Origin of the sequence: Capnocytophaga sp. (assembly GCF_030532915.1) — a bacterium.
Taxonomy (GTDB): domain Bacteria; phylum Bacteroidota; class Bacteroidia; order Flavobacteriales; family Flavobacteriaceae; genus Capnocytophaga.
Genome location: NZ_JAUNKD010000004.1, coordinates 17308 through 40164 on the forward strand (window position 1 = coordinate 17308; position 22857 = coordinate 40164).

Consider the following 22857-nt stretch of genomic DNA (forward strand, 5'->3'; position numbering starts at 1 on the left):
GGCAAAAAAAACTTACGTTTATGGCAAATAAACAAAATCTCAATTAAAAATGGATTTTGCATTCATAATTTTAATACTTTTGCATACGACAAACAGAATAACCGTATGATTACAGAGCGCATTGCACTTAATGAAATCCGTTTTTTTTCTTCACTCATCAAAGATTATGTTGCCGAAAAGGACAGCCTAAAAGCCTTGTACCATCGCTTGCCCAATATCGGTAATTTCAAAGCACAATTAACCGAAAAACAACATTATTTTACCCCCGAGGCACGTGCCCGTTTGGTAAATGCACTCAATGACCAGTACAACGGAATTACAACCTCCCAAAAAGTGCTTGAAAACATCGCTCTGCTGAGGCAAGATACTACATTTACCATTACAACGGGGCATCAGCTGAGTTTGTTTACCGGACCTTTGTACTTTATTTACAAAATCGTTTCGGCAATCAACACGGCGCGGTTGCTGACTGAGGCGTATCCGGATTATCAATTCGTTCCCATGTATTGGATGGCGAGTGAAGACCACGATTTTGAAGAAATCAATCATTTTCATCACCAACAAACCTTGCGTTGGCACAGCTCGCAAAGCGGAATGACCGGAAATTTCCGTACCGACACGCTCCGCGAAGTATTTGAGACTTTCAGTAAGTTACTCACAGATGGACACAAAGCCCAAAAGCTCAAAACGCTTTTCAGCGAGAGTTATCTAAAACACAAAAAACTCTCCGATGCCACACGTGAGCTAGTAAATACCCTGTTTCAGCAATACGGTTTGGTGATTATTGACGGAAACCATCGCGAACTTAAAAAAGCCTTCATCCCGCAGATGAAAAACGACCTGTTACGACATCACGCTTTTGAAAAAGTCTCCGAAACTATTGATGATATACATAAAATAAACAAAAATTACCGCATTCAGGTAAATCCGCGTGAAGTAAATCTTTTCTACCTAACTAAAAACGGACGAGACCGCATCGTGGCAACCGGTGCGGGCTTTGAGGTGCATCAAACCGGGCTTACTTTTACGCACGAAGCCCTTTTAACGGAATTGGAAGAAGCCCCCGAACGCTTTTCGCCCAATGTAATTTTACGTCCGTTGTATCAAGAAGTAATTCTGCCCAACCTCGCGTATATCGGCGGGGGCGGTGAAATTGCGTATTGGTTGGAACTGAAACGATTTTTCCAATCCGAAGGCGTTCCGTTCCCGATTTTGATGCTCCGCAACTCGGCATTACTGGTTTCGGGGCAGCAACAGCGCAAACTCGAAAAATTGCAACTCTTGGCGCAGGATTTATTTTTAAAAACGGAAGATTTACGCACGCAAAAAACCCGCGAACTGAGTGATTTTCCGATTGATTTTTCACCGCAACGGGTGGTTTTGCAACAACAATTCGCCGATTTGTACCGCCTTGCCGAAAAAACGGACGTAACCTTCAAAAATGCCGTTAAAGCACAGGAATCAAAACAACTAAAAGGCTTGCATCAGCTTGAAAAACGATTGCTCAAAGCCCAAAAACGCAATCTGGCAAACCAATTGGAGCGAATTGCCCGACTGCAAAACGAACTTTTCCCCAACGGAAGTCTGCAAGAGCGTTTCGCCAACTTCTCATCGTTTTACTTGGAGCAAGGCGATGCTTTAATTCCGCTGCTGTTGGATAGTTTTGACCCGTTCGACACCCGTTTTTTAGTGCTGACGTATTGATTACCTTTGGCAAAGTTTGGAACTTTGCCAAAGGTTTTTTGCATCTTTTCAATCTGCAAATGTAATTTTTTAACCTACATTTGCATTCCTCATATCTGCTTTTCTTCAAACGGATTGCAAGCAATCTGCTCCCGAAAGCGCAAATAGTTTCTCATTTTCGTTAAAAACCGATTTTTCTGTTAGGTAAATCAAAAATTCTTTTTTACATTTGCCCAATCAACCCTTACACAAAGTGTATTATTTTAAAAAATAAATAGATATGACAGAAAAACAAATTCTAAAAAAGATTGAAATGTGGGACGAGCAAGATAAAATCGCCACGATTATTGATTTTATTGAGAATCTTCCCATCGAACAAAAAACAGCTTTGGTGTTGAGTGAGTTGGGGCGTGCTTACAACAACGCTTATTGGCTCAACCCGTCAGACGAGAATAAAAAATACCTCAAAAAAGCCGTTGATGTATTCAATTACCTAAAAGGCGACATTGACGAGCAAAGCTGGCATTACCGCATTGGGTATGCTTACTTCTTTTTGGACGATATTGCCAAAGCCAAAGAGCATTTGCAACAAACATCGGAATGCAATGCCGTTAATTTGCTCGGGTTTATTGCTTTTGCCGAAAAGAAAGGACTCAAACCCACCCAAGTGGCTCCGCAAGGAATGATGATTGAACGATATGCTCTTGAAAAATTTATTGATTTACTTACCGAAAAAGCCCCCCCACTGGCAAACATTTTGGCAAAAGGCGTGAGTGATGCCGAATTAGACCAGTTTGAGCAACGAATAGGCGCAAAACTACCCGAAGGCTTCCGATGGTTACACAAAACATTCAGTGGGCAAACCGACAATAGCGTGCTTTTCTTTAATAATTCGCAACGTTTTGTAGCCCTTTCTGAAATAGAAAGCCTGCAACGCAAATGGCAGGCGCAAATTGAGCAACATTTTGGCGCAAATTGGCAAAAACAAAAATTGTCATCAGATGATTTCTTTGACGATGACATTATTAAAAACCAACTGTTTAGCAAAAAATGGATTCCGCTACTTACGCGAATGAACGAAGCGGGTTTTGCCGAATATTTATGCTTTGATTTAGACCCCGTAAACCAAGAAAATTACGGACAAATCATCAGCATATCACCCGGTCAAGACGCAAAATGTTACTTTGTGGATTGGGTGGAACACGGTTTGGCACAGTGGATTAATCCTACCCTAACCGAAATGGAAAACGGCGGAATTTACTACGACGCAGCCCTAAATTCGTTAATGTTTGCCAATAACGATGAACGCAGTTTTGAACCGGCATTTTACGAAGAAGATGAGCAAACCGCTTTGGAGGATTATATCACAGCCAAAATAGGAAAATTTGACGACGTTTTTCACGAATTGGTTTCGCCCGACATTCATTGCGACGTATATTTGGTAAAACCAACCCCCGAACGCAATTATTACACATTGGTAACGGGCGGAATGGGCGCGTTTGATATGTCTACACCCGATGGCTACGAAGGGTCGTCAAACATTGAGCTGATGATACACCTACCGCCAACGTGGAACGTAACCAGTCAAGACGAAAAAGATTACTGGCCTATTCGTTGGCTTAAACTTTTGGCTCGCTTGCCCATTGAACAGGCTACGTATTTGGGCTGGGGGCATACCATTCCGTCCGGAGAGCGCATTGAAGGTACCAACTTTGCGGGCTTTATGCTTATCAGCACCGAAACCGAAGGCAACAAGCCTGCCGAGGCAAAACTTCCCGGTGGAAAAACGGTCGAGTTCTTCACCTTAGTCCCAATTTACGAAGAAGAAATGCTTTTTAAATTGGAAAATGGCGCCGAGGGGCTACTTGAATTATTTCAAGAAAACCAAATACCTTACCCGCCCGTGGTGGATGTGCGTCGCCCGAATGTGTGTGAAGGATTTGAACCGGCAGCCGATAACGGCGCGTTGGACAACGTTGCGTGGGCGTTTAACAAAAACAATTACGCCGGATTGATGCAATTCTGGGAGGAAGTCAAAGCGTATAATGATGATATTGAAAACGATTTGGAATATTTCAATCCGTTTGCAACTGTGTTTAACACGCCCAAAGTGAAAGTGATTTATGAAGCGTGGCTCAGAAGCGAAAAAGACCTCTTCCCGATGGAAAAACTAACTGAAAATCCGACCGATGTGTTCCGAGAAGGAAACGATGAAGACGGATATTACCAAACCGAAGTCATTGCCGAATTGGAATCGGGCGACGGGAAGGTTTTCGGGGCATTGGAATTATTGTGGAACATTCAAAACTGCCTTCAAAACAAAGAATTGGGCGACCATATCTATTTTGAGGGATTTGAAATAGAAGGATATAGTGACGACGGCACGCCTATCGTGTTCCTGCATTTAGGTTCGTAACAGCCTTTTAAAGAAATAATAAAAATCTTCTTTTTTGATTAATCAAAAAAGAAGATTTTTTAATTTATTGCCTTTGCAGAAAAAGTTCTTTTGCCCACATAATGTCGTGACGAACAACCCGTTTGAAACCATAGCCTGTTCTGTCAAAGTAAAAATCATACGAACCGCCTACAATGCCCTTGCCTTCAATGTACGCAAAGCGGTCAATGCCGCGATGGTAGTTATAATCTTCGGTTTTCATTTCGTTTTTGTGCGTGTGTCCGCACAAAATTATTTCGCCTTTGTGCCAGTCGTCAAACGTCCAAAAACGATAGATTTTTTCATTCTTAACTTCCTCAATTGAAGATAAATAAATGGTTTTTAATTCGTTTTCAAGAGTGATGATTTGCGAGTCGTTATTTCCGTCCATCGGGAAAGGTTTTTGAAATTCAGCCAAATAGGTTTTCCGAATGTCTTGATAAGTTTGTATTTTTTGCCGGGTGTTAATGACGTTTTTGCCCGAAACCCGAAGCGTTGTATCGGAATTAAAAAGTTTAAAAACTTCAAAAAGATTGTTTTTCGCCACAAAATACGCATTTCCTTCTTTTTTAACTATTTGAAAATCATTGAAAAACTTTTCTTTGTACGATGAATTAATCAAATGTCTGAATTTATTTATGGGAATGATTTGCTTTTGAAACGCATCGAAAGAAATTTCTTCCCAAGAGTTTTGTTTTTCCGTGTCTGGGAAAATGGTTACGAGCAGTAAATGGCTTTTAGACAAGATGTTATATAACTCTATTTCACCTTTGACATCATACATTTTCTGCGTGTCAAGCGTGTATTTCATTACGTTTTGATTGGCTAAAAGCTCATCAAAAAGTATGTATTTTTTCTCAGGCTGCGAAAACCCGAGAAAAGAATATAAAATTGTGATTATTGATAGTTTTGTTTTCATTGTTATTTACATTTAGTTCCGTGACTTTGTGAATTTCCTTCTCGCTTATTTTGATTGAGTTGTCTTTCCCAGTCAAATAGCTGTAAATTTTTATAAAATTTTCTCTCCCAAAATCTTGGGAGAGAAAATAGATTCTTTAAAAAAGGATATATTCAAGAAACTTTTATTTTTTTACATCAAAGATAACGTATGGATAATTGTTTGGGTTTTTCGCCAAGTTCTATCGCGATAGCTATGATGTTATATTGGTCGTCCACCACTGTGGCAGCCTCCCAAAAAAGTCTTTCTTCACTCGGTACATAAATGTAAAAAACTGTTCCTTTATCAGAGTTCATAGGCTCGGTACCTACATCGTGCTTGGCAAGAAGCGCTGCGGTTTGTTGAAAATTTAAAATTTCATATTCTTTACCTGCTAAAAATTTTTTTACCGACTTAAAGAAATTGAGATAATCATCTTTTTTTTCTTGTGACAAGGGCTTCGTTATTTTTAACAATGAAAAAATTTTATACATATCCTCATCATTCGTTTTTAAGATGGTTTCAAAATAATTTTTCACAACCTTTCGTTGTTTGTCTTCTTTGCTTGCACACATTGTAAGCGTAAGACTTACTAAAATGATAACTATTTTTTTCATTATTAACAATTTTTATGGCTTTTAGGGGCATTGCCTGCTGTTTTATCAATATTTTTAATACCTGAACTTCTCAAAACTTTTCCGAGCCTCCCTGGATTTGAACCTTTACCTATCATCCAATTACTCACTGAATTAGGTAATTTAAGTCCTCCCCAACGAGCAACTTCCGTAGCAAAATCGGTACAATTATGTTTTTCTAAATTATACTTAATATTTTTATGTTGGGTTGACAATTTTATGATGTTTTTTAATTGCTCGCCCGAAATTTCTGTTGAAACTTTGATGGAATATTTATGCCCCCCATCATCTCCCATAATGGACGTAAAATCTCCTCCTGCCACAGTCCAAACCCCTGATACTTTTGGATAAAATCCATAAGTTGCCACATTTCCATTTTGTGATAATGAAATAAAAGTGTGCCCTACATTGACTCCGTTTCTGACATCTCCTGTAGCAGGATTAGGCTCATCTACATAAATGGTGAGTGTTGCTCCTTTGTTTGTGTCAAAGCACTCCAAAAATTCAGCAATATCCGCAACAGGGGTGTCAGGAGCAATTATAAATTGTTGTTCTTTCTTTTTTTTAGAGGTTTGTTTGGGAGGATACTTATATCTGTCAAAATTAATGGTAACAGAACTGGAGCTCAACGCTCTTATTGTTGACCATATGTTTACGATTTTCTCTCTTTTTTTCTTAGGAAGCATTTTTTGATCAAGAACCACTTCATCAAGTTGTATTACTTGCTCTTTTGTATTTAAAAACATTCTTTCTAAATACGAACGCTCTTCCCATAACACCCCTCCGAAATTATTTCTTTTTCCCAAAGCTATTTCCATCATTTGGGTACGTACTTCCCTTGATTTGTACTCATTTATTTTATAGAGATAATATCGTCGTTCACTTCCCATTAGAGTTCTCCCGTATTGGTCAATAAATCGGAAACGAGGGTCATCTTTTCCTCCCGGCATTTGTATATCCGTTTCGGTATTTACTGAAATAACTATCCCTCCAAAGGCTGATAAATTTTGTTCTGATTTTTTGATAAAAACCTCCTCGGGTGTTCCGTTGGCATCGGTAATAACCACGCCTTGTGCAAGTTCAGGGTTTGTAGAATGAAAAAACAGTTTCATTTCTATCAATCGATTTTCTCTGATAAAAACAGCTTCAATTTTTGAAGTTTGACTACCTTCTACCGACACATCAACGGTTGCAAATGTAACATTTTCTTTCGTGTTGGTTTTCTCCTGAAATGTCTCCCATTTTGGGGTGATTTTCAAATCAATACCATTGCGCGTTTTCTCGGTTTCCTGCTTTTCAAAAAACTGCCGAGCCTCCTCCAATGAAATGCCTTTTTCGTCTTGCAAAAAAGTTTCATCACCTTGGCAAGCAAATATCACCACCAGTAACAACCCCGCTATTACTAAAAATTTGAATTGTTTTGCCATAATTTTATTTATTTAAAATACAGGTTTCAAACATACAAATTAATTCTTAAAAATCAAAATGTTATGCCGAGAAAAACAGATTTTTAACACTTCTGAAATAAAAACAACCGTGTTTCATTTTTCGATTTAAAAAGAAAATTGTTAAAAAAATAAGATTTTCCTATTTTTTTAACAATTTTCTTTAGGTATTGAAAACAAAAAGGTTAAGCATATACATTTAAGATATGTAAACTATTTCAACAGCTTATTTTCGTTACCGCACCCCGTGCATCAAGCGTTTTACAAGTGGATTGATTAAAATAATCAGTGTGCCCGCCACTATCGGCACGATGGTGAATATTAAAAAGAAAGTAGCTAAATTATATTTTTCGGTAATGTTTTCAATCTGCCCGCCTAAAATTGCCGCTAATTTGTTCCCGATAGCAATCGCCAAGTACCAAACTCCGAACATAAAGGCTATCATTCGTGCGGGAACGAGCTTCGAAACGTATGATAAGCCCACCGGAGCCATACACAGCTCGCCCATCGTGTGGAAAAGATACGCAACAACCAGCCAAAGCATACTCACTTTTGTTCCCGAGCCGGCACCATCTGCCCCCAAGGCAAGCAAACCAAATCCGATGGCCATTATAATAAGCCCCATACCGTATTTGACTGCCGCCGGCGGGTTGTAACGACTATCCCAAACGCGGGAGAAAACATTTGCCAGTGCGATGATAAAAAATGAGTTGAGAATCGAAAACCACGAGGTTGTTATTTCCACCCAATTGTCTTTTTTCTCTTTTACGGTGGCACGGATAAGCCCATTGTTGGCGTTTAATTCTTCCGCACGGCGTTTTGCCCATATAATCTTCTCGTTATCGGCATACCCAAAAGAGGAAAACTTATTATCTTTGGTTAAAATAGTAATTTCTTGTCCTTTCGTAAAATTATGCTCGCCTTCCCCAATAATATTTTCTCGGTTTACGACTGAAAATCCGTTGTTATTTCCCGTTAGATAATAGTCGAAAAGTTTATTCCCGCTTTTGTCGGTTGCCTGCTTGCCTGTTTTATTGTCCACACGAGGGATTGCAATAGTTTCAATAGATTTTTCAACAATTTCAAAGTTCCCTTTTGGCTTTTTAGTATCGCTATAAGGCAAATATTTCACGATGTTTTCCCCCGCACTGTTTGTTTCAGTAATTTTGAAGGCTTTTTCCGTTTTTGTGATTCGGTTTTCTTCCTTATATATAATGTTATTATCAATGTTTATAGGAATATATTTTACCGCATAGCTTCCGTCGTCTTTTATCTTCAAGTTTTTGCCATCACTTTCATAGACTTCAAACGCTTGATAGCTTACATTGTATGCCACCGTTTTGAAATCACGTTGCAACATCCAACCTACAATTCCCCAGACAAGTGCAAAACAAATAAGCAACACGATGTTTGACGCCCATATCTTTGAAAAAGTTTTTTTAGCCAAGATAAATAATACATAACTGATTAACGCAAGCGGAATGATGGTGAGCAAAGCATTTAGAATGTTGAAAATCATTGCTTGATTGCCTAATAATTCCCGCTGAACGCTGTCTCTTGCAAAAATAATTAAGGACGAAGCTCCCTGCTCAAATGAAAGCCAGAAAAACACGGTGAAGAAAGCAAAAATAATCACGGTTATCATACGCTCTCGCACGATTTTTGTATATCGCATCAAGCGGGAAATAATTACAAATAAGAAAACCAATAGCCCGAAGCTAATTGCAATATATTGTCCTTTGATATTAGATGTTTGTAAGAAGTAAAATAAATCTATTCCGCCGATGTTCGATAGCGGGTCATTGATGGCATATCCTAAACCGATAACGGCAGCTACCCCGATGAGTATTTTGTCCAAAAGTGTGAAGGGATTGGGTTTTTCTTCATCAGAAATTGATTTTTGCTGATTTATTTTATTTATCTCCGGCTTGTTTTTCGAAGGCACATCGCCGATAGAACCAAAAAGAGGTCGTGCCAGCCAAAATTGAAGCGTTCCGATAAGCATAAAGATACCCGCTAATCCAAATCCCCAGCTCCAACCTACTTTTTCAGCCATATAACCGCAAAGCATCATTCCGAAGAAAGCCCCCGCATTTACGCCCATATAAAAAATGGTGTATGCTCCGTCTTTTTTCTCCGGAAGGTCTTTATACATATGCGATATAATTGAAGTCATATTTGGTTTAAAGAAACCCGTTCCGATAACTAAAAGCCCCAGCCCTACGTAAAGCCAAAATTCGGTTTCGAGTGCCATTGCGGCGTGCCCGAGCGTCATAATGATAGCTCCGATAACAATCGCCCAGCGGTAACCGATATATTTGTCGGCGATGGTTCCTCCCACTATGGGCGTCAGATACAAAAGCATCACGTATGTTCCGAATAATGCTCCAGCGTTCTCCGTTGTCCATTCCCAACCGGGATTATATCCGATGAGCGCCATCGTTAGAAAGTTTACTAAAAGTACCCGCATTCCGTAGAAGGAAAAACGTTCCCACATTTCCGTAAAAAATAGTACAAACAATCCCGCCGGATGCCCGAGAACTTGTGTATCGAAAAAGTTATTTTTTTGCTGTGACATATTTATATTCATTTCATTTTAACTCCAAATTGGTACAAACCGCACATATAAAGCAAGTTTCGTCAAATATTACACTTCACTTTTTATAAGCTCCATCAAATACTGCCCGTACTGATTTTTAAGCATCGGGCGGGCAAGCTCTTCAATTTTTTGGGCAGCAATCCAACCTTTTCGATAGGCAATTTCTTCCAAACACGATATTTTAAGTCCTTGCCGTTTTTCAATGGTTTCCACGAAGTTAGAAGCTTCGCTGAGTGAATCGTGCGTACCGGTATCAAGCCACGCAAAGCCACGACCGAGCAATTGCACTTTCAGCTCATTGTCTTTCAAAAACGCTTGGTTCACAGTGGTGATTTCCAGCTCGCCACGTGCTGAAGGTTTACTGTTTTTGGCAATTTCCACCACTTTATTCGGATAAAAATACAAACCCACCACGGCATAATTTGACTTAGGGTTTTCGGGTTTTTCTTCAATGGAAAGCACATTTCCGTTGGTGTCAAATTCAGCAACACCGTAACGCTCAGGGTCTTTCACCCAATACCCGAAAACGGTGGCTTTGCGCTCCTGCTCGGCAGTGGCTACCGAAGCTATCAACATTTTGGTGAAACTCTGTCCGTAAAAAATATTGTCGCCCAACACCAAGCAAACATCGTCATTTCCGATGAATTTTTCACCAATGATGAAGGCTTGCGCCAATCCGTCGGGCGAGGGTTGCTCGGCATATTGCAACGAAATTCCGTAATCACTACCGTCACCCAAAAGCCGTTTAAAACCTGGCAAATCCTGTGGAGTGGAAATCACCAAAATATCACGAATGCCTGCCAACATCAACACCGAAAGCGGATAGTAAATCATTGGCTTGTCATATATTGGCAACAATTGTTTTGAAATTCCTTTGGTAATAGGATACAGGCGCGTACCCGACCCGCCGGCAAGAATAATTCCTTTCATTTGTTATATTTTTATATAATTGTTTATCAATAAAATAGCTTCTTAAAAAATAACCAACTACAACTGATAGTGTTTCATCAGCATTTTTTCATACCATTTTCCGGGCAAAATCGATTTTAACACAACGGAAAATCGCTGCAAAAAACTGCCTTGTTTGTAATGCACTTTTGGGTGTCGGACATTGATGATTTGATACAGTTTTTGCGCCATTTCGGTAGGGTCTCCACCCGAATTTACGTGACTATTCATCAAATCAAGTGATTTTTGATAATTTTCAGCATAAGCCGAATTTTCACGAACCGGCTCGTGGTAACGCCGCGAGGCAATATTGGTGGCATAATCCCCCGGAGCAATCGTAGTTACCTCTATACCAAAGCTTTTCACCTCCATTCGCAAGGCTTCCGACAACAACATCAAAGCTCCTTTGCTGGCGGAATAAGCCCCTCGAAACGGAAGCCCCATATAACCCGCAATTGAAGTTACGTTGATAATCAGTCCGCTTTTTTGCGCCCGCATCGGCGCTAACACGGCTCGCATTACGGCAATCGCCCCGTAAAAATTCGTTGCAAACACGTTATGAAGGGCTTGTGTTGAAAGTTCTTCAACGGATCCGGTAATTCCCACTCCGGCATTGTTGATTAACACATCAATTTTTCCTTCTTCCGAAAGAATTACCGCAACTGCCCGTTTAATGCTCTCATCATCACGGACATCCATTTGCAAAAGCTTAAAAGGAAGCTCCACGTTGGTAACATTTCGGGCTGTGCCGTATACTTTATATCCTTCTTGGGTCAGCAACAAGGCAGTAGCCTTTCCGATGCCGGATGTCGCTCCCGTTATCAAAACTATTTTTGAATTGTGCATTATTCTGTATTTGAGGCAAAGATATGATAATTTTCAAGGAAAATCGCCTTTTTATCGGCTGAAACATAAAATTTACTTCCCGAAAAATCACACACATCACACGATTTCAAACATTTTTCCGGGTAACGGGCGCACTACGTTTTTCATTTCCATTTGGAAAAGAAGATTCGACACCTGATAAACAGGCATTTGGCACGCCAATGCAATGGCATCGAGCAATTGTTTTCCGTTGTTTTTCAAAAAGGAATGAATTTTTTCTTCATCGGGAAGAAGCTCCACAAAAAGTTTCTGCTGAACCTCCAAAGCAGGCGTATCCCAATTCAGATAGTAAAGCAAATCATTAGCGGAGGTCAAAATTCGGGCTTTTTCATTGCGTATCAAATGATTACATCCAATGCTATACATATCCGTAGCCCTGCCGGGAACGGCAAACACCTCCCGATTGTATGAAAAAGCAATGTCAGCAGTAACCAAACTTCCGCCTTTTGCCCCCGATTCAATCACCACGGTTGCTTGCGAAAGCCCTGCAATGATGCGGTTTCGGCTGAGGAAATTCTTTCTGTCAAACTTACACTGAAAACCAAAATCGGTGATGAATCCGCCATTTTCTTCCATCGCTTTGCAATATTTACTGTGCGCCTGCGGATACACCATATGCAACCCGTGCGCCAAACAAGCCACTGTTTGCAGGTTGTTGTTCAGTGCCGTTTTGTGAGCGGTAATGTCCACCCCGTAGGCAAATCCGCTGACGATGACCACATCAAGCGTCGCCAAATCTTCAACCAATTTTTCACAAAAAGCCTTGCCGTAAGGGGTTATGTTACGCGTACCGACAATGCTCAAAATACGTTTGTTTTTCAGGCAAATATTCCCTTTTTGATAGAAGAAAACAGGGGCGTCTACGCATTGTTTCAACAAATCGGGATACGCCTCATCGGTAAAGGCATAGATTTGAATGTTGTTTTTATCGGCAAAGGCGATTTCGGCTTCCGCTTCGTGTAAATATTCGGGTTTGAATAAATTACGGGTTATTTTCTGCCCGATGCCGTCAATCGTTTCAATCTTGCTTTTCGTTTGTGCAAATACCTCTTTGGCACTCCCAAAATGAGCGATGAGTTTCTTTGCGGTGATGTCGCCCACCAACGGGATTTTTTTCAACGCAATTAAATAAAGAAGTTCGTCATTATACATTTTTCAGCCAACAAAAAAATTAACGATTAAAAAACAGGGCGAAACATTTTTCGCCCGTGTGTAAGTTATTGAATTTATTGTTCTTTCTAAAAATGGTTTGAAAAGTTCGAGATGATTTGAAACTACTTCAAACACGTAGTGTCAAACAAACTCAAACAACTTTTTGAACTATCGGTTTGCTTCCGCAAAATATTTGTAAAAATACGGAATGGTTTCAATGCCTTTCAAAAAGTTGAAAACACCAAAATGCTCATTGGGCGAGTGGATGGCGTCGCTGTCCAAACCAAAGCCCATCAAAATGGATTTGCTTTTCAATTCTTGCTCAAAAAGCGCCACAATGGGGATACTTCCACCCGAACGAACCGGAACAGGCTCTTTACCAAAGGTTTGCGCATAAGCCTTGGCAGCCGCCTGATACCCAACGGAATTGATTGGCGTAACGTAACCTTGCCCGCCGTGATGCGGTTTTACCTGTACAGTCACGCCTGCAGGTGCGATACGCTCGAAATGTTGTTTGAAAAGCTCGGTGATTTCTTCCCAGTCTTGGTGCGGCACCAAACGCATTGAAATTTTGGCAAACGCCTTGGCTCCGATAACGGTTTTGGCTCCTTCGCCGGTATATCCGCCCCAAATTCCGTTTACGTCGAGGGTAGGACGAATGGAAGCCCGCTCGCGGGTCGAGTAGCCCGCCTCGCCATACACATCATTGATTTCCAATGCTCTTTTATAATCTTCTAGCGAAAACGGTGCTTTTGCCATTTCGTTTCGTTCTTCTTGCGAAAGTTCTTCCACTTTGTCGTAAAAACCGGGAATGGTAATGTGGTTGTTTTCGTCGTGCAACGAAGCTATCATCTTGGCTAAGACGTTGATAGGATTGGCAACCGCCCCACCGTACAAGCCCGAATGCAGGTCACGATTAGGTCCGGTTACTTCCACTTCCACGTAACTGATGCCGCGAAGCCCTGTTGTGATGGAAGGTATGTCGTTGGCAATCATTCCGGTATCGGAAATTAAAATAATATCATTTTTGAGTTTTTCGTGATTACGCTTTACAAACCAGCCCAAACTTTCAGAGCCTACCTCCTCTTCGCCTTCAATCATAAATTTCACGTTACAAGGCAAATTGCCCGTTTTTACCATATATTCCAAGGCTTTAACGTGCATATACATTTGCCCTTTGTCATCACAGGCTCCGCGTGCAAAGATGGCTCCTTGCGGGTGTTTGTCGGTGGTTTTGACAACCGGCTCAAACGGGTCGGAATGCCAAAGTTCCACAGGGTCAGCCGGTTGCACGTCATAGTGCCCGTAAACCAATACGGTTGGCAATTCAGGGTTAATGATTTTTTCGCCGTAAACGATTGGATATCCGGGTGTTTCGCAGATTTCAACTGTGTCGCAACCCGCCTTTTCCAATGCGTTTTTCACCGCTTCGGCAGTGTTGATAACATCTTGTGAGTAAGCCGAATCGGCACTAATTGACGGAATTTTAAGCAGTTCAATCAGTTCGTTGATAAATCGTTCTTTGTTTTCTTGAATATAATTTTTAATTGAGTCCATAAAAATATCTGAAAAAAAATAATTTTCCAAAGGTAACAATAAAATCCGACAAATCAAATTTTTAACCCGCAAACCTGTTTTTCAGCTTTCTTTCATCTCTAATATAATTTTAATTATCAGTTACTTACAGTGATTTTAATTCGCATATCGAAAATTAAAAAACAATCCGTTTTGATAAATTTGTATATTTGCCGGCGAAAATTATCAGGATAATGATTGCATTAAAATACATTTTTTGGCTATTCTGGCGGGTGTGGTTTTACGTTTTGACGGCAGGCATCACGCTGTTGCTAACGCCCATTTTGTTACTGCTAACTTCACGTGAAAAATGGTATCCGCAATTTTATTGGTTGGCGCGAAACCTGTGGGCAAAACCCATACTCTGCGCAATGGGGTTCTACACACAAATAACACAAAATGAAAAACTTGACGCTAAAAAAAGTTATATGCTTGTTGCCAATCACACCAGTATGACCGATGTGATGTTGATGCTTGTTTGCAGTAAAAATCCGTTTGTGTTTGTCGGGAAGAAAGAACTGGCAAAAATGCCTCTTTTTGGTTTTTTCTACAAAAAAGTAGCTATTTTGGTGGACAGGGCAAACGCACAAAGTCGGCGTGATGTATATAGCGCTGCCCGTAAGCGACTTGCTTCGGGGCTGAGTATCTGTATTTTTCCGGAAGGAGGCGTGCCTGATGAAGCCGTTGTCTTAGATGAATTTAAAGACGGTGCTTTTCGGTTAGCTATTGAATATCAAATACCTATCGTTCCGATGACATTTTTTGACAACAAAGAGCGATTTCCTTTTCGTTTTTTTGCCGGAAGCGTCGGACGTATGCGGGTGAAAATCAATCCGTTTTTTTATACACAAGGACTTACCCTTGATGATAAAAATACGCTTAAACAGCAAGTCAGAACACTGATTTTAAATCAGTTATTTGATGATAAAAACACGCAAAAACATTGATTTTTATTGATACACCAATTCAATCAACACCAAACCTAACAAACAGATTATAAAATAAATAGCAATTCCTCGGGCGCCATCATAATCTTTTACCAAACGTTGCCCCACCAAAAAACAAAGTAAAAGCGAGGCGGCCAAAACAAGCGCCCAATAACCCAAAAAAATTATTTTTTTTAAATATAGTTCAACAAGCCCCAAAGCGAACAAAAATGTGATAAGTACCTCAAAAACAATTACAAAAATCAAAACAGACGATATGTATCTTGCTAAAAATGTCTTAGAAAAGTACGTCGCGTAATACGCTGTTGTTCCTTTAAAATCCGTTATTTTTTCAAAAGCACTAAACCCGAAAGTAATAGCGAGAAATACAAAAATAAAACCTAAAATCATTTTGAAAATCACTATTTTATGTTATTCTGATGGTGTTTCGGTCGGGGCAAGATTTAAGGTAAATGAAAACTCGGAACCGATGCCGTAAACGCTATCAACGTAAATTTTCTGTTTATGCGCCTCAATGATGTGTTTCACGATGGAAAGCCCAAGCCCCGAACCGCCTTGCATTCGGTTTCCGCTTTTATCTACTCTGTAAAAACGCTCAAAAAGTCGGGGAATGTGCTGTTTTAGTACACCTTCGCCGTTGTCGGTAATTCGCACCAATATTTTTTCTTTTGAAAGTGTTTCAAGGCTGATTTCAGTCGTTCCGTTATGTTTTCCATACTTTAACGAATTAACTATCAGATTGGCAAGCACTTGCTGTATCCGCTCTCGGTCGGCATACACATAAACGGGTTCATACGCTTTGTCAAAAACAAGTGAAATTTCGCGTTTTGCTGCCTGCATTTCAAACATCTCAAATACGTTTTGAATCAGTTCAACGAGGTTAAATTGCTCAAAATCAAGAATCAACTCGCCTGTTTCTAATTTTGAAATCATTTCAAGGTCTTTCACCACATAAATGAGCCGCTCAACACCTTTGGCGGCACGCGATAGGTATTTTTTACGAATGGCTTTATTTTCAACCGCCCCATCCAGAAGCGTTAAAATATAACCTTGCACGGTAAAAAGCGGCGTGTTGAGTTCGTGTGAAATATTTCCGATGTATTCTTTTCGGTAATTTTCACGGTCTTTCAGGGTTTCGATTTCGAGTTTTTTTCGGCGGGCAAATCGGTTAATTTCTTTACTTAACGATGAAATATCGGTTGTAATTACCTGATTTTTAATACTTGTATTTTCAAGTAACGAAACATCTTTGTATATTTTTTTGATGCGCTTGTATATGAATTTTTCAACGCGATATTGCAACACAAAAAAACAAAGCCCGTAAAGACTCACCGCATACGGAATCAACACCCAAAGTGGAATATCACCAAAGAAGAAAATAACAACTCCCAACAAAAAACTAGAAAATGCTGTTATAAGCAACGATGATTTTAGTGCAAAACGATATGATTTTTTTAATTTTTGCATATTTTACCCCGAAATGCAAATAAACAACCGAATTACATAACAAACTTATAACCAACTCCTTTCACGGCTTTAAAGTAATCGTCGGCTATTTTTTCACGCAATTTGCGAATGTGAACGTCAATGGTGCGGTCACCCACAACTACCTCACTGCCCCAAACTTTATCAAGAATTTCTTCGCGTTTAAATACCTTTCCGGGTTGGGATGTCAGTAGCCACAAAAGTTCAAATTCCTTGCGCGGGAGCAAAATTTCGTTGTTTTTGTACGTTATTTTATATTCATCGCGGTCTATGACAAGGTCTCTGATTTTCAGTATGGAACTGCTTTCTTTTTCGGTAAATCGGCGAAGCAGTGCCTTTACTTTACTCACAAGTACCTTAGGTTTAATGGGTTTGGTGATGTAATCGTCGGCTCCGGCTTCAAAACCTGCCAGTTGCGAATAATCCTCGCTACGGGCTGTTAAAAAAGCTATTACCGTTTGTGAAAGCTCTGGAAATTTGCGTATTTGCTCACAAGCCTCAATTCCGTTCATTTTGGGCATCATCACATCAAGCAAGATGAGATGCGGTAATTCTTGTTTTGCCATTTGCACAGCTTGCTCGCCATCGGTTGCGGTAAAAACCTGAAAATGTTCTTGTTGCAAATTATAACCCACAAACTCTAAAATATCGGGGTCATCATCTACCAGTAAAATTTTAATATTTTTCATAACAGAATTCTACATAACCATAAAAGAGTTTTTTGAATGCACTTATTATCAACTCTTTTACAACGAAAAGCACTGCCATTTTTCTTCTATAAACACAAAATAACCTTTGTTTTACGAAAAGAAATCATCTAACATTGCCCCGAAAACGGCTTTACAACGATAGAGCAATGCACGCGTAATGCCCAAATTTGCCTTTTCACGCTCCAATGCCGTAACTGAGAAAAACTTCCCCGATGCCGAAACCATAATCACGAAAGTAACCTTATCCGTTTCAACGATGATATCGTCAATTTCCAATTGTGATTCCACACTGCTTTCCGTTACCTTTTTAACCTTGCTGAGCACGTTTAAATGGAAAGCTGAATTACTTTCAATATTCATTGCCAGTGGATTATCATCAGCCTGTATCTTGGATAGTGTTGTGCCGTCGGTTGCGCTTAAAATTCCATAGAACAAAAAACCCGGCATACTTTCTTTCATTTCTTGGCAATGTTCATCCAATAATTGTTGTAATTCCAACGGATTCATAAACTGCTGCTTTTTTGATAAGTTGCACAAAAGTACGGCATTTTTGTTAAAAATACAACAATTTGTTTATTCTGGTGATTATTTTTTCAAACTAAACAAATATTTTACGCCTCCAAAAACCTGAAATCCGTGTGTGGGGTAATACGCCCATCGTTGATAATTGTCTGACATTAAATTATTTGCACGAACAAAAATCATTAGTTTTTTATTAAGCGTATAATCGGCGTGGAAATTCAAATCAAAATAGCTTTCCAAGGTCAATTTGTTAGGTGTTGCCCCAATTGCAGTGGCATAATCCGCTTCATAGCGGCTGCCAACGTGAAACACATCAAATCCGGCAAAAAGCCCCTCAATGATTTTCACATCGGTGAACAACGACACACGCGTTCTGGGTAAATTCCAAGCCTCTGCTTCATTTTTAGCCGAATAGCCGTTGATTTTTCCTTCCAAATCAAAGAAAAAGATATTGCTCACATTGCCCGAAAGCCCCGCTGAAAACCCAAATTCGGTTACTTTATCGTAAACTACCCGAAACGAGTTATTGTGCTGGTAACCCAACATAACCACAGGCGAATTTAGTTCAGTATAAGTAGTGAACAACGGCAAATTTTCATATTGTTTGTAGCCCCCTTGCAATTTGTAATGAAGCCCCGTGGTGAGTTCACCTTTGAGCGCACCTGAAATATCCATTGTTACGTTTGTTGGGTTAATCAACTGAATAGGTGCTAAATATGGATTTACATCAGTTAGTTTTTCAAAGGTATTTTGTTGTAACATTCCGCGAACGGCTGCGTGTACGATGGTGTTTCCGCCCCCGATTCGGTACAACACTTCCACATCGGGAAAGGCTTTAAAATTGCTGTCTTGCGTAGGATGTCCGCCTGCATAGGCAATCGTTGCCCCTAATTTCAAATCCAAATCGCCGGTTGAAAAATGATATGACGGATTAACGCCAAGCAACATCCATTTGTTGGAAACAGCATCGGTAGTTACATAGCCTCTGGCAAAACTTCCTGAATAATAATCAAATAGTAAATTCAAACGGATTTTTTGTTCACCATCGCTGATAGGTACCTGAAATGAAGGCGCAATTCGGGCATTGATTTCACTGCTGTCAAATTTATCGGAAAATCCGCGGAAAAGCAAGTCTAACCCGTCAAAATATGAATCGGCAAGTTTTACGTAACCGCTTAATCCGTAGCCTAAATAGGTTTGTTGTATGTTTGAAAGTTTGCCCAACTGTTCATCGGTATAAAACCCTTTTTGCACGCCGTACCAATGGTAAACTTTTCTGCCAAAATCAAGCCCCACGCCCCAATTCACATCTCTGTCAAGGTAATCATAACGGGCATCAGCCGATGTTTTGACATAATCATTATCCGGAATAATACCCTTTACCTCACCATTTGATGAAAGATGGTTGAACAAAAATGCCAAATTACTTTCATCAGAAACCGGCAAAGTAACCGATGCATCGCCGTAAATGGTTCTTAAATTCCCGAAAGCCCCACCGATGTATGAATCTTGATAGGTTTCCTGTTTGGTAACCTTCTTAATGGTAGAGGCTTTTCCTTTATCCGGAACGAAAGTGGACGCCACCGGCACCGAATAAATGGAATAGGTAATTTCTTTTTTGGCAAGCGTGAGCGAATCTTTTTTAATGTTGGCATCTTCACGCTTTTTGTAGGCATCGGCGATGGTTGGCACGTATGATTTTACCACATCGATGACCTTGGTTGTTAGGCTATCTTTCTTATTTTGAGCCATTAATGCCGCTGAGGGCAGCAACAGCAACAGGAACAGCGATTTGATTCGGATTGTATTTTTAATCATCATCATCATTTTTAGTTATCAAATTACATTTTTACGGACGAATTGCTTTTGGCGGCTTCGGCTTTCACGGCAGTTAATTCTTTTTTGGCTTCCTCAACCACTTCCGGATATTCTTTAAAATTAGTAATCACATTTTCAAGAATATACGTTGCTTGGTATGAGTCTTTTAGTCCGTAAAAGTTTTTTGCCATTACCACCAATCCTTTGGCGGCAAATTCTTTGTAACCGCCGTATTCTTTTGCCAGTTTTTGAATCACTTCGTTTGATTCTTTAAACTTGCCGTCTTTGTGTTTGAAGTAGGCATTGTAATACATTGCTTCGGCAGCCATACTTCCGGTGGCAGTTTTTGCTACTTCCTGATAGGCTTTTCGGGCTTCTGCCTCATTACCGATTTTGATGTAAGAACGTGCCAATACGTTGTAGGCATCGTTTTTGATACGGTTATCTATTGTTTTCTCTGCCAGCACTTTATTGGCATATTCAACCGCTTTGTCATACAATTTTTCGTTGTAACAAACCCGCATCAAGTTTGATTGTGCATACACTTTATTTTGAGCAACGGTAGCGGTTTTTTCCAAATCTTCAAGATAGGGTTTTGCTTTGAGATAACTTCCTGCATCTAACAGAATTTGAGATAGTTTCACCAATGATTGCTCTCTAAATTCAGTCGAACCGCTTTTGATAACCTCATCATAAAGGGTTACGGCTTTTGATTTTTGGTTTGCTCCTTCATAAAGTTGTGCCAAATAGAATTGTGCATTGCTCAAACGCATTCCGTTGGGGAAGTCTTTGATGTATTTTTCAAATCCGGCAATTGCCTCTTTTTCATTCTGTTGCAAGTGCTGACGTTCGGCTGCTTCGTAAGTGGCGCTTTCAAGTTCCAAATCCGAAACTTCCACATAACCAAGCCCTTTTGCCCAAGTGGCGTACTCGTTTACTTTCCCCATATCGATGTATATGAGTTTGGCTGTTGCCACCGCTTGCGCCGACTCGTTCGTTTGCGGATAATCACGCGCAATGGTTTTGAAAATTTTCAACGCCTCTTGATTGTTGTTTTTGTTGTAATAAACCAATCCTTCACGAAGCATTGACCGTGGCACTAAGTTATTACCTTTGTATTCGGTTTGGATTTGTTTGTAATATTGCACGCCTTTTGCCGTGTTTCCGTCTGAAACATAAGCATTTCCAAGTTCAAACAAGGCGTTGGGTCGAAGATTTGAATTTCTGTATTTTTTGATGAAATCTTCCAAATCTTCAATTTTCTTTTTCGACCTGTCTACAAAACCATAGCTGATAGCTTTTTGGTAAGCGGCATAATCTTCGTCTGACGATTTTCCGGCAATGAGCTTGTTATATCGCTCCATTGCAGGCCAGTATTTCCCTTCCACGAAGTACGAATCAGCCAAGCGCAACAACGCATCATTTGTCCACGCATTGGGTTTTGGGTTTTCTTTCAGATATTTTTCAAAATTTTCAATGGCTCCTTTGTAATTTTTCAGATTGAAATCGGCATACGCCAAACTGTAATGAATATGCTTGTATTCATCTGTTTTTGAAATATTTGAATTGTTTAAAAATTGGGAATAGAAATTTTTAGCATTTGCAAAATCTTTCAGTTGATATGAGGTTTCACCCAGCCAATAAAGCGCCCGCCCTGCCAGAACGGCATCATTACTTCCAGCTGCTTTTTTGAGATAATCAAGCGCTTGCGGATATTGCAATTCGTTGAAAAGCTCCAATCCGCGATAGAAGGACACTTTTTTGTACACCTCGCGGTCTCTCGGGTCGTTTGATTGTTCCAACAAACTGATTGCCGCTTGGTAGTTACCTGAAGAAATATATGAATCAATCAAAAGCGATTGAATTTCCTCTTTATTATCATTGGGATATTTTCGGGCATAAGCCAACAAAACCTCCGGAACGCTCTCATACGGATTTCCGATTTCATAGCTCAATCGGGCGTAATTCAAATGCGCATCTTTCTTGATTTGAGCATCATAGTCCATCTGATAGGCATTTCGGAAAGCATTCAAGGCTTGTTGTTTTTGCCCCGTGTTTAGGTAACATTCCGCCAAGTGATAATAGGCATTTTGCGCCACGTGGTCATTACCGTCAATGATTTTATTGAACTGGTCAATGGCGCTGACATAATCTTTATTTTTGTAGTGAACGTACCCCAAATAGTAAAAATCGGTATTTGAAAACTTGCCTCTTTTTCCTTTATATTCTTTCAAATACGGAATGGCTTGGTTATATTTCCCTAAATTGAAATAACTTTCACCTATAATTTTGTTAAGTTCAGAGGTTTCTTGTGGATTTTTGGTTTTCTGCAATTGTTTTAATCCTTCATTTAATGCTTGCTCAAAATTGCCTTGCTTGAACTTCATATTCGCCTGAAAATATGACACATTTTTGTCAAGACTTTCCTCGCCTTTCACTTGCTCAAAATAACTTTCGGCTTTTTTGTAATCTTCTGAATCATAAGCAATATATCCCAAATAATAATTGGCATCGGCGCCATATTCTTTGGTGCTTTTCACTAAATTGAAATATTTCTCGGCTTCTTTTCGGCTTCCTGTTGAAAACAAGGCATAACCCTTTTGGAAGTAAAATTTGCTTCGTTCTTCTCTGCTTACGCTGGCATCGTTTACTTTGCGATACCATTTCAACACATCTTTGTAATTTCCGCGTTGGAAGTAAAAATCAGCCATTCGCATATAAGCCCCTGTGCTGAGTGGCGATTCGGGATGTTCTTCGATAAACTTTTCCATCAGCATGTCAGCTCCCAATTCACCCAAAAGCGCAGCCGTTGAAGCCACGTAATACTGTGATTGGATTTGTATGTCTCTATCAGAAGACCCCTGTTGTTCTTTTCGGAACAAATGCTGTGCCGGTTTGTACAACTTTCTGTTATACAATGATACTGCTTTTTGAAAATCAGCCGATGCGTTGGTGAAAATTTCAGTCTGTTGCCCCTGCATCCACTGGTTAAAAACAAGAAGAGAAAAAAGTGAAAAAATCGTTCGTTTCATAAAGAAATGTTTTTATCGCCCAAATTTATGGAATTTTATGTACCAAACCA

General features: G+C 39.9%; 17 protein-coding genes. 3 read left to right on the forward strand and 14 right to left on the reverse strand.

The genetic code is table 11. From position 1 onward, the window contains the following. Window positions 1-105 precede the first annotated feature (105 nt). Together bshC and Q4D72_RS01860 are read left to right on the forward strand one after the other, a co-directional pair. Window positions 106-1704, forward strand: coding sequence for a bacillithiol biosynthesis cysteine-adding enzyme BshC (bshC, locus tag Q4D72_RS01855; protein WP_303075719.1), 1599 nt, complete (start codon window positions 106-108; stop codon window positions 1702-1704). A gap of 259 nt (window positions 1705-1963) precedes the next feature. Further along, the gene (locus Q4D72_RS01860) at window positions 1964-4099 is read left to right on the forward strand and encodes a suppressor of fused domain protein (RefSeq protein ID WP_303075720.1); all 2136 of its coding nucleotides are present in this window, start codon (window positions 1964-1966) and stop codon (window positions 4097-4099) included. 64 nt (window positions 4100-4163) lie between these two features. Here the strand turns inward: Q4D72_RS01860 and Q4D72_RS01865 are convergent, their stop codons facing one another. The 8 genes from Q4D72_RS01865 to Q4D72_RS01900 all read right to left on the reverse strand — a co-directional run bounded on the left by Q4D72_RS01865 (window position 4164) and on the right by Q4D72_RS01900 (window position 14275). Then, window positions 4164-5036, reverse strand: coding sequence for a hypothetical protein (locus tag Q4D72_RS01865; protein WP_303075721.1), 873 nt, complete (start codon window positions 5034-5036; stop codon window positions 4164-4166). A 176-nt stretch (window positions 5037-5212) separates the two neighbouring features. Then, the gene (locus tag Q4D72_RS01870; protein WP_303075722.1) at window positions 5213-5671 is read right to left on the reverse strand and encodes a hypothetical protein; all 459 of its coding nucleotides are present in this window, start codon (window positions 5669-5671) and stop codon (window positions 5213-5215) included. Between the two features lie 2 nt (window positions 5672-5673). Next, window positions 5674-7116, reverse strand: coding sequence for a hypothetical protein (locus Q4D72_RS01875; protein WP_303075723.1), 1443 nt, complete (start codon window positions 7114-7116; stop codon window positions 5674-5676). Between the two features lie 253 nt (window positions 7117-7369). Continuing rightward, a complete protein-coding gene (locus tag Q4D72_RS01880) occupies window positions 7370-9712 on the reverse strand; it encodes an oligopeptide:H+ symporter (protein WP_303075724.1) in 2343 nt (780 codons plus the stop codon). 69 nt (window positions 9713-9781) lie between these two features. After that, on the reverse strand, window positions 9782-10663 hold the full coding sequence (rfbA, locus tag Q4D72_RS01885) for a glucose-1-phosphate thymidylyltransferase RfbA (RefSeq protein ID WP_303075725.1): 882 nt from the start codon (window positions 10661-10663) through the stop codon (window positions 9782-9784). Between the two features lie 57 nt (window positions 10664-10720). Continuing rightward, window positions 10721-11527 (reverse strand): SDR family oxidoreductase, encoded by an 807-nt coding sequence (locus Q4D72_RS01890; RefSeq protein ID WP_303075726.1) that lies wholly within the window; start codon window positions 11525-11527, stop codon window positions 10721-10723. A gap of 96 nt (window positions 11528-11623) precedes the next feature. Continuing rightward, complete coding sequence (gene dprA, locus Q4D72_RS01895; RefSeq protein ID WP_303075727.1) at window positions 11624-12718, reverse strand: DNA-processing protein DprA; 1095 nt, start codon at window positions 12716-12718, stop codon at window positions 11624-11626. Between the two features lie 168 nt (window positions 12719-12886). Next, on the reverse strand, window positions 12887-14275 hold the full coding sequence (locus Q4D72_RS01900; protein WP_303075728.1) for a dipeptidase: 1389 nt from the start codon (window positions 14273-14275) through the stop codon (window positions 12887-12889). 212 nt (window positions 14276-14487) lie between these two features. Here Q4D72_RS01900 and Q4D72_RS01905 point away from each other — a divergent pair, with 212 nt between their 5' ends. Further along, entirely contained in the window at window positions 14488-15240 is a 753-nt protein-coding gene (locus Q4D72_RS01905; protein ID WP_303075729.1) for a 1-acyl-sn-glycerol-3-phosphate acyltransferase, read from the forward strand. Between the two features lie 3 nt (window positions 15241-15243). Here Q4D72_RS01905 and Q4D72_RS01910 read toward each other — a convergent pair whose 3' ends face one another. The 6 genes from Q4D72_RS01910 to Q4D72_RS01935 form a co-directional block, all read right to left on the reverse strand. Further along, on the reverse strand, window positions 15244-15630 hold the full coding sequence (locus Q4D72_RS01910) for a hypothetical protein (protein WP_303075730.1): 387 nt from the start codon (window positions 15628-15630) through the stop codon (window positions 15244-15246). A gap of 21 nt (window positions 15631-15651) precedes the next feature. Further along, window positions 15652-16707 carry a cell wall metabolism sensor histidine kinase WalK gene (locus Q4D72_RS01915; protein WP_303075731.1) on the reverse strand — a complete coding sequence of 352 codons (1056 nt, stop codon included), beginning with the start codon at window positions 16705-16707 and terminating at the stop codon, window positions 15652-15654. A 32-nt stretch (window positions 16708-16739) separates the two neighbouring features. Then, window positions 16740-17414: a response regulator transcription factor gene (locus Q4D72_RS01920; RefSeq protein WP_303075732.1), complete on the reverse strand. Its 675-nt coding sequence runs from the start codon at window positions 17412-17414 to the stop codon at window positions 16740-16742. 111 nt (window positions 17415-17525) lie between these two features. After that, window positions 17526-17942: a hypothetical protein gene (locus tag Q4D72_RS01925; protein ID WP_303075733.1), complete on the reverse strand. Its 417-nt coding sequence runs from the start codon at window positions 17940-17942 to the stop codon at window positions 17526-17528. A gap of 78 nt (window positions 17943-18020) precedes the next feature. Then, window positions 18021-19784: a TonB-dependent receptor gene (locus Q4D72_RS01930; protein WP_368502023.1), complete on the reverse strand. Its 1764-nt coding sequence runs from the start codon at window positions 19782-19784 to the stop codon at window positions 18021-18023. Between the two features lie 14 nt (window positions 19785-19798). Next, window positions 19799-22807, reverse strand: coding sequence for a tetratricopeptide repeat protein (locus Q4D72_RS01935; RefSeq protein ID WP_303075734.1), 3009 nt, complete (start codon window positions 22805-22807; stop codon window positions 19799-19801). Window positions 22808-22857 lie beyond the last annotated feature (50 nt).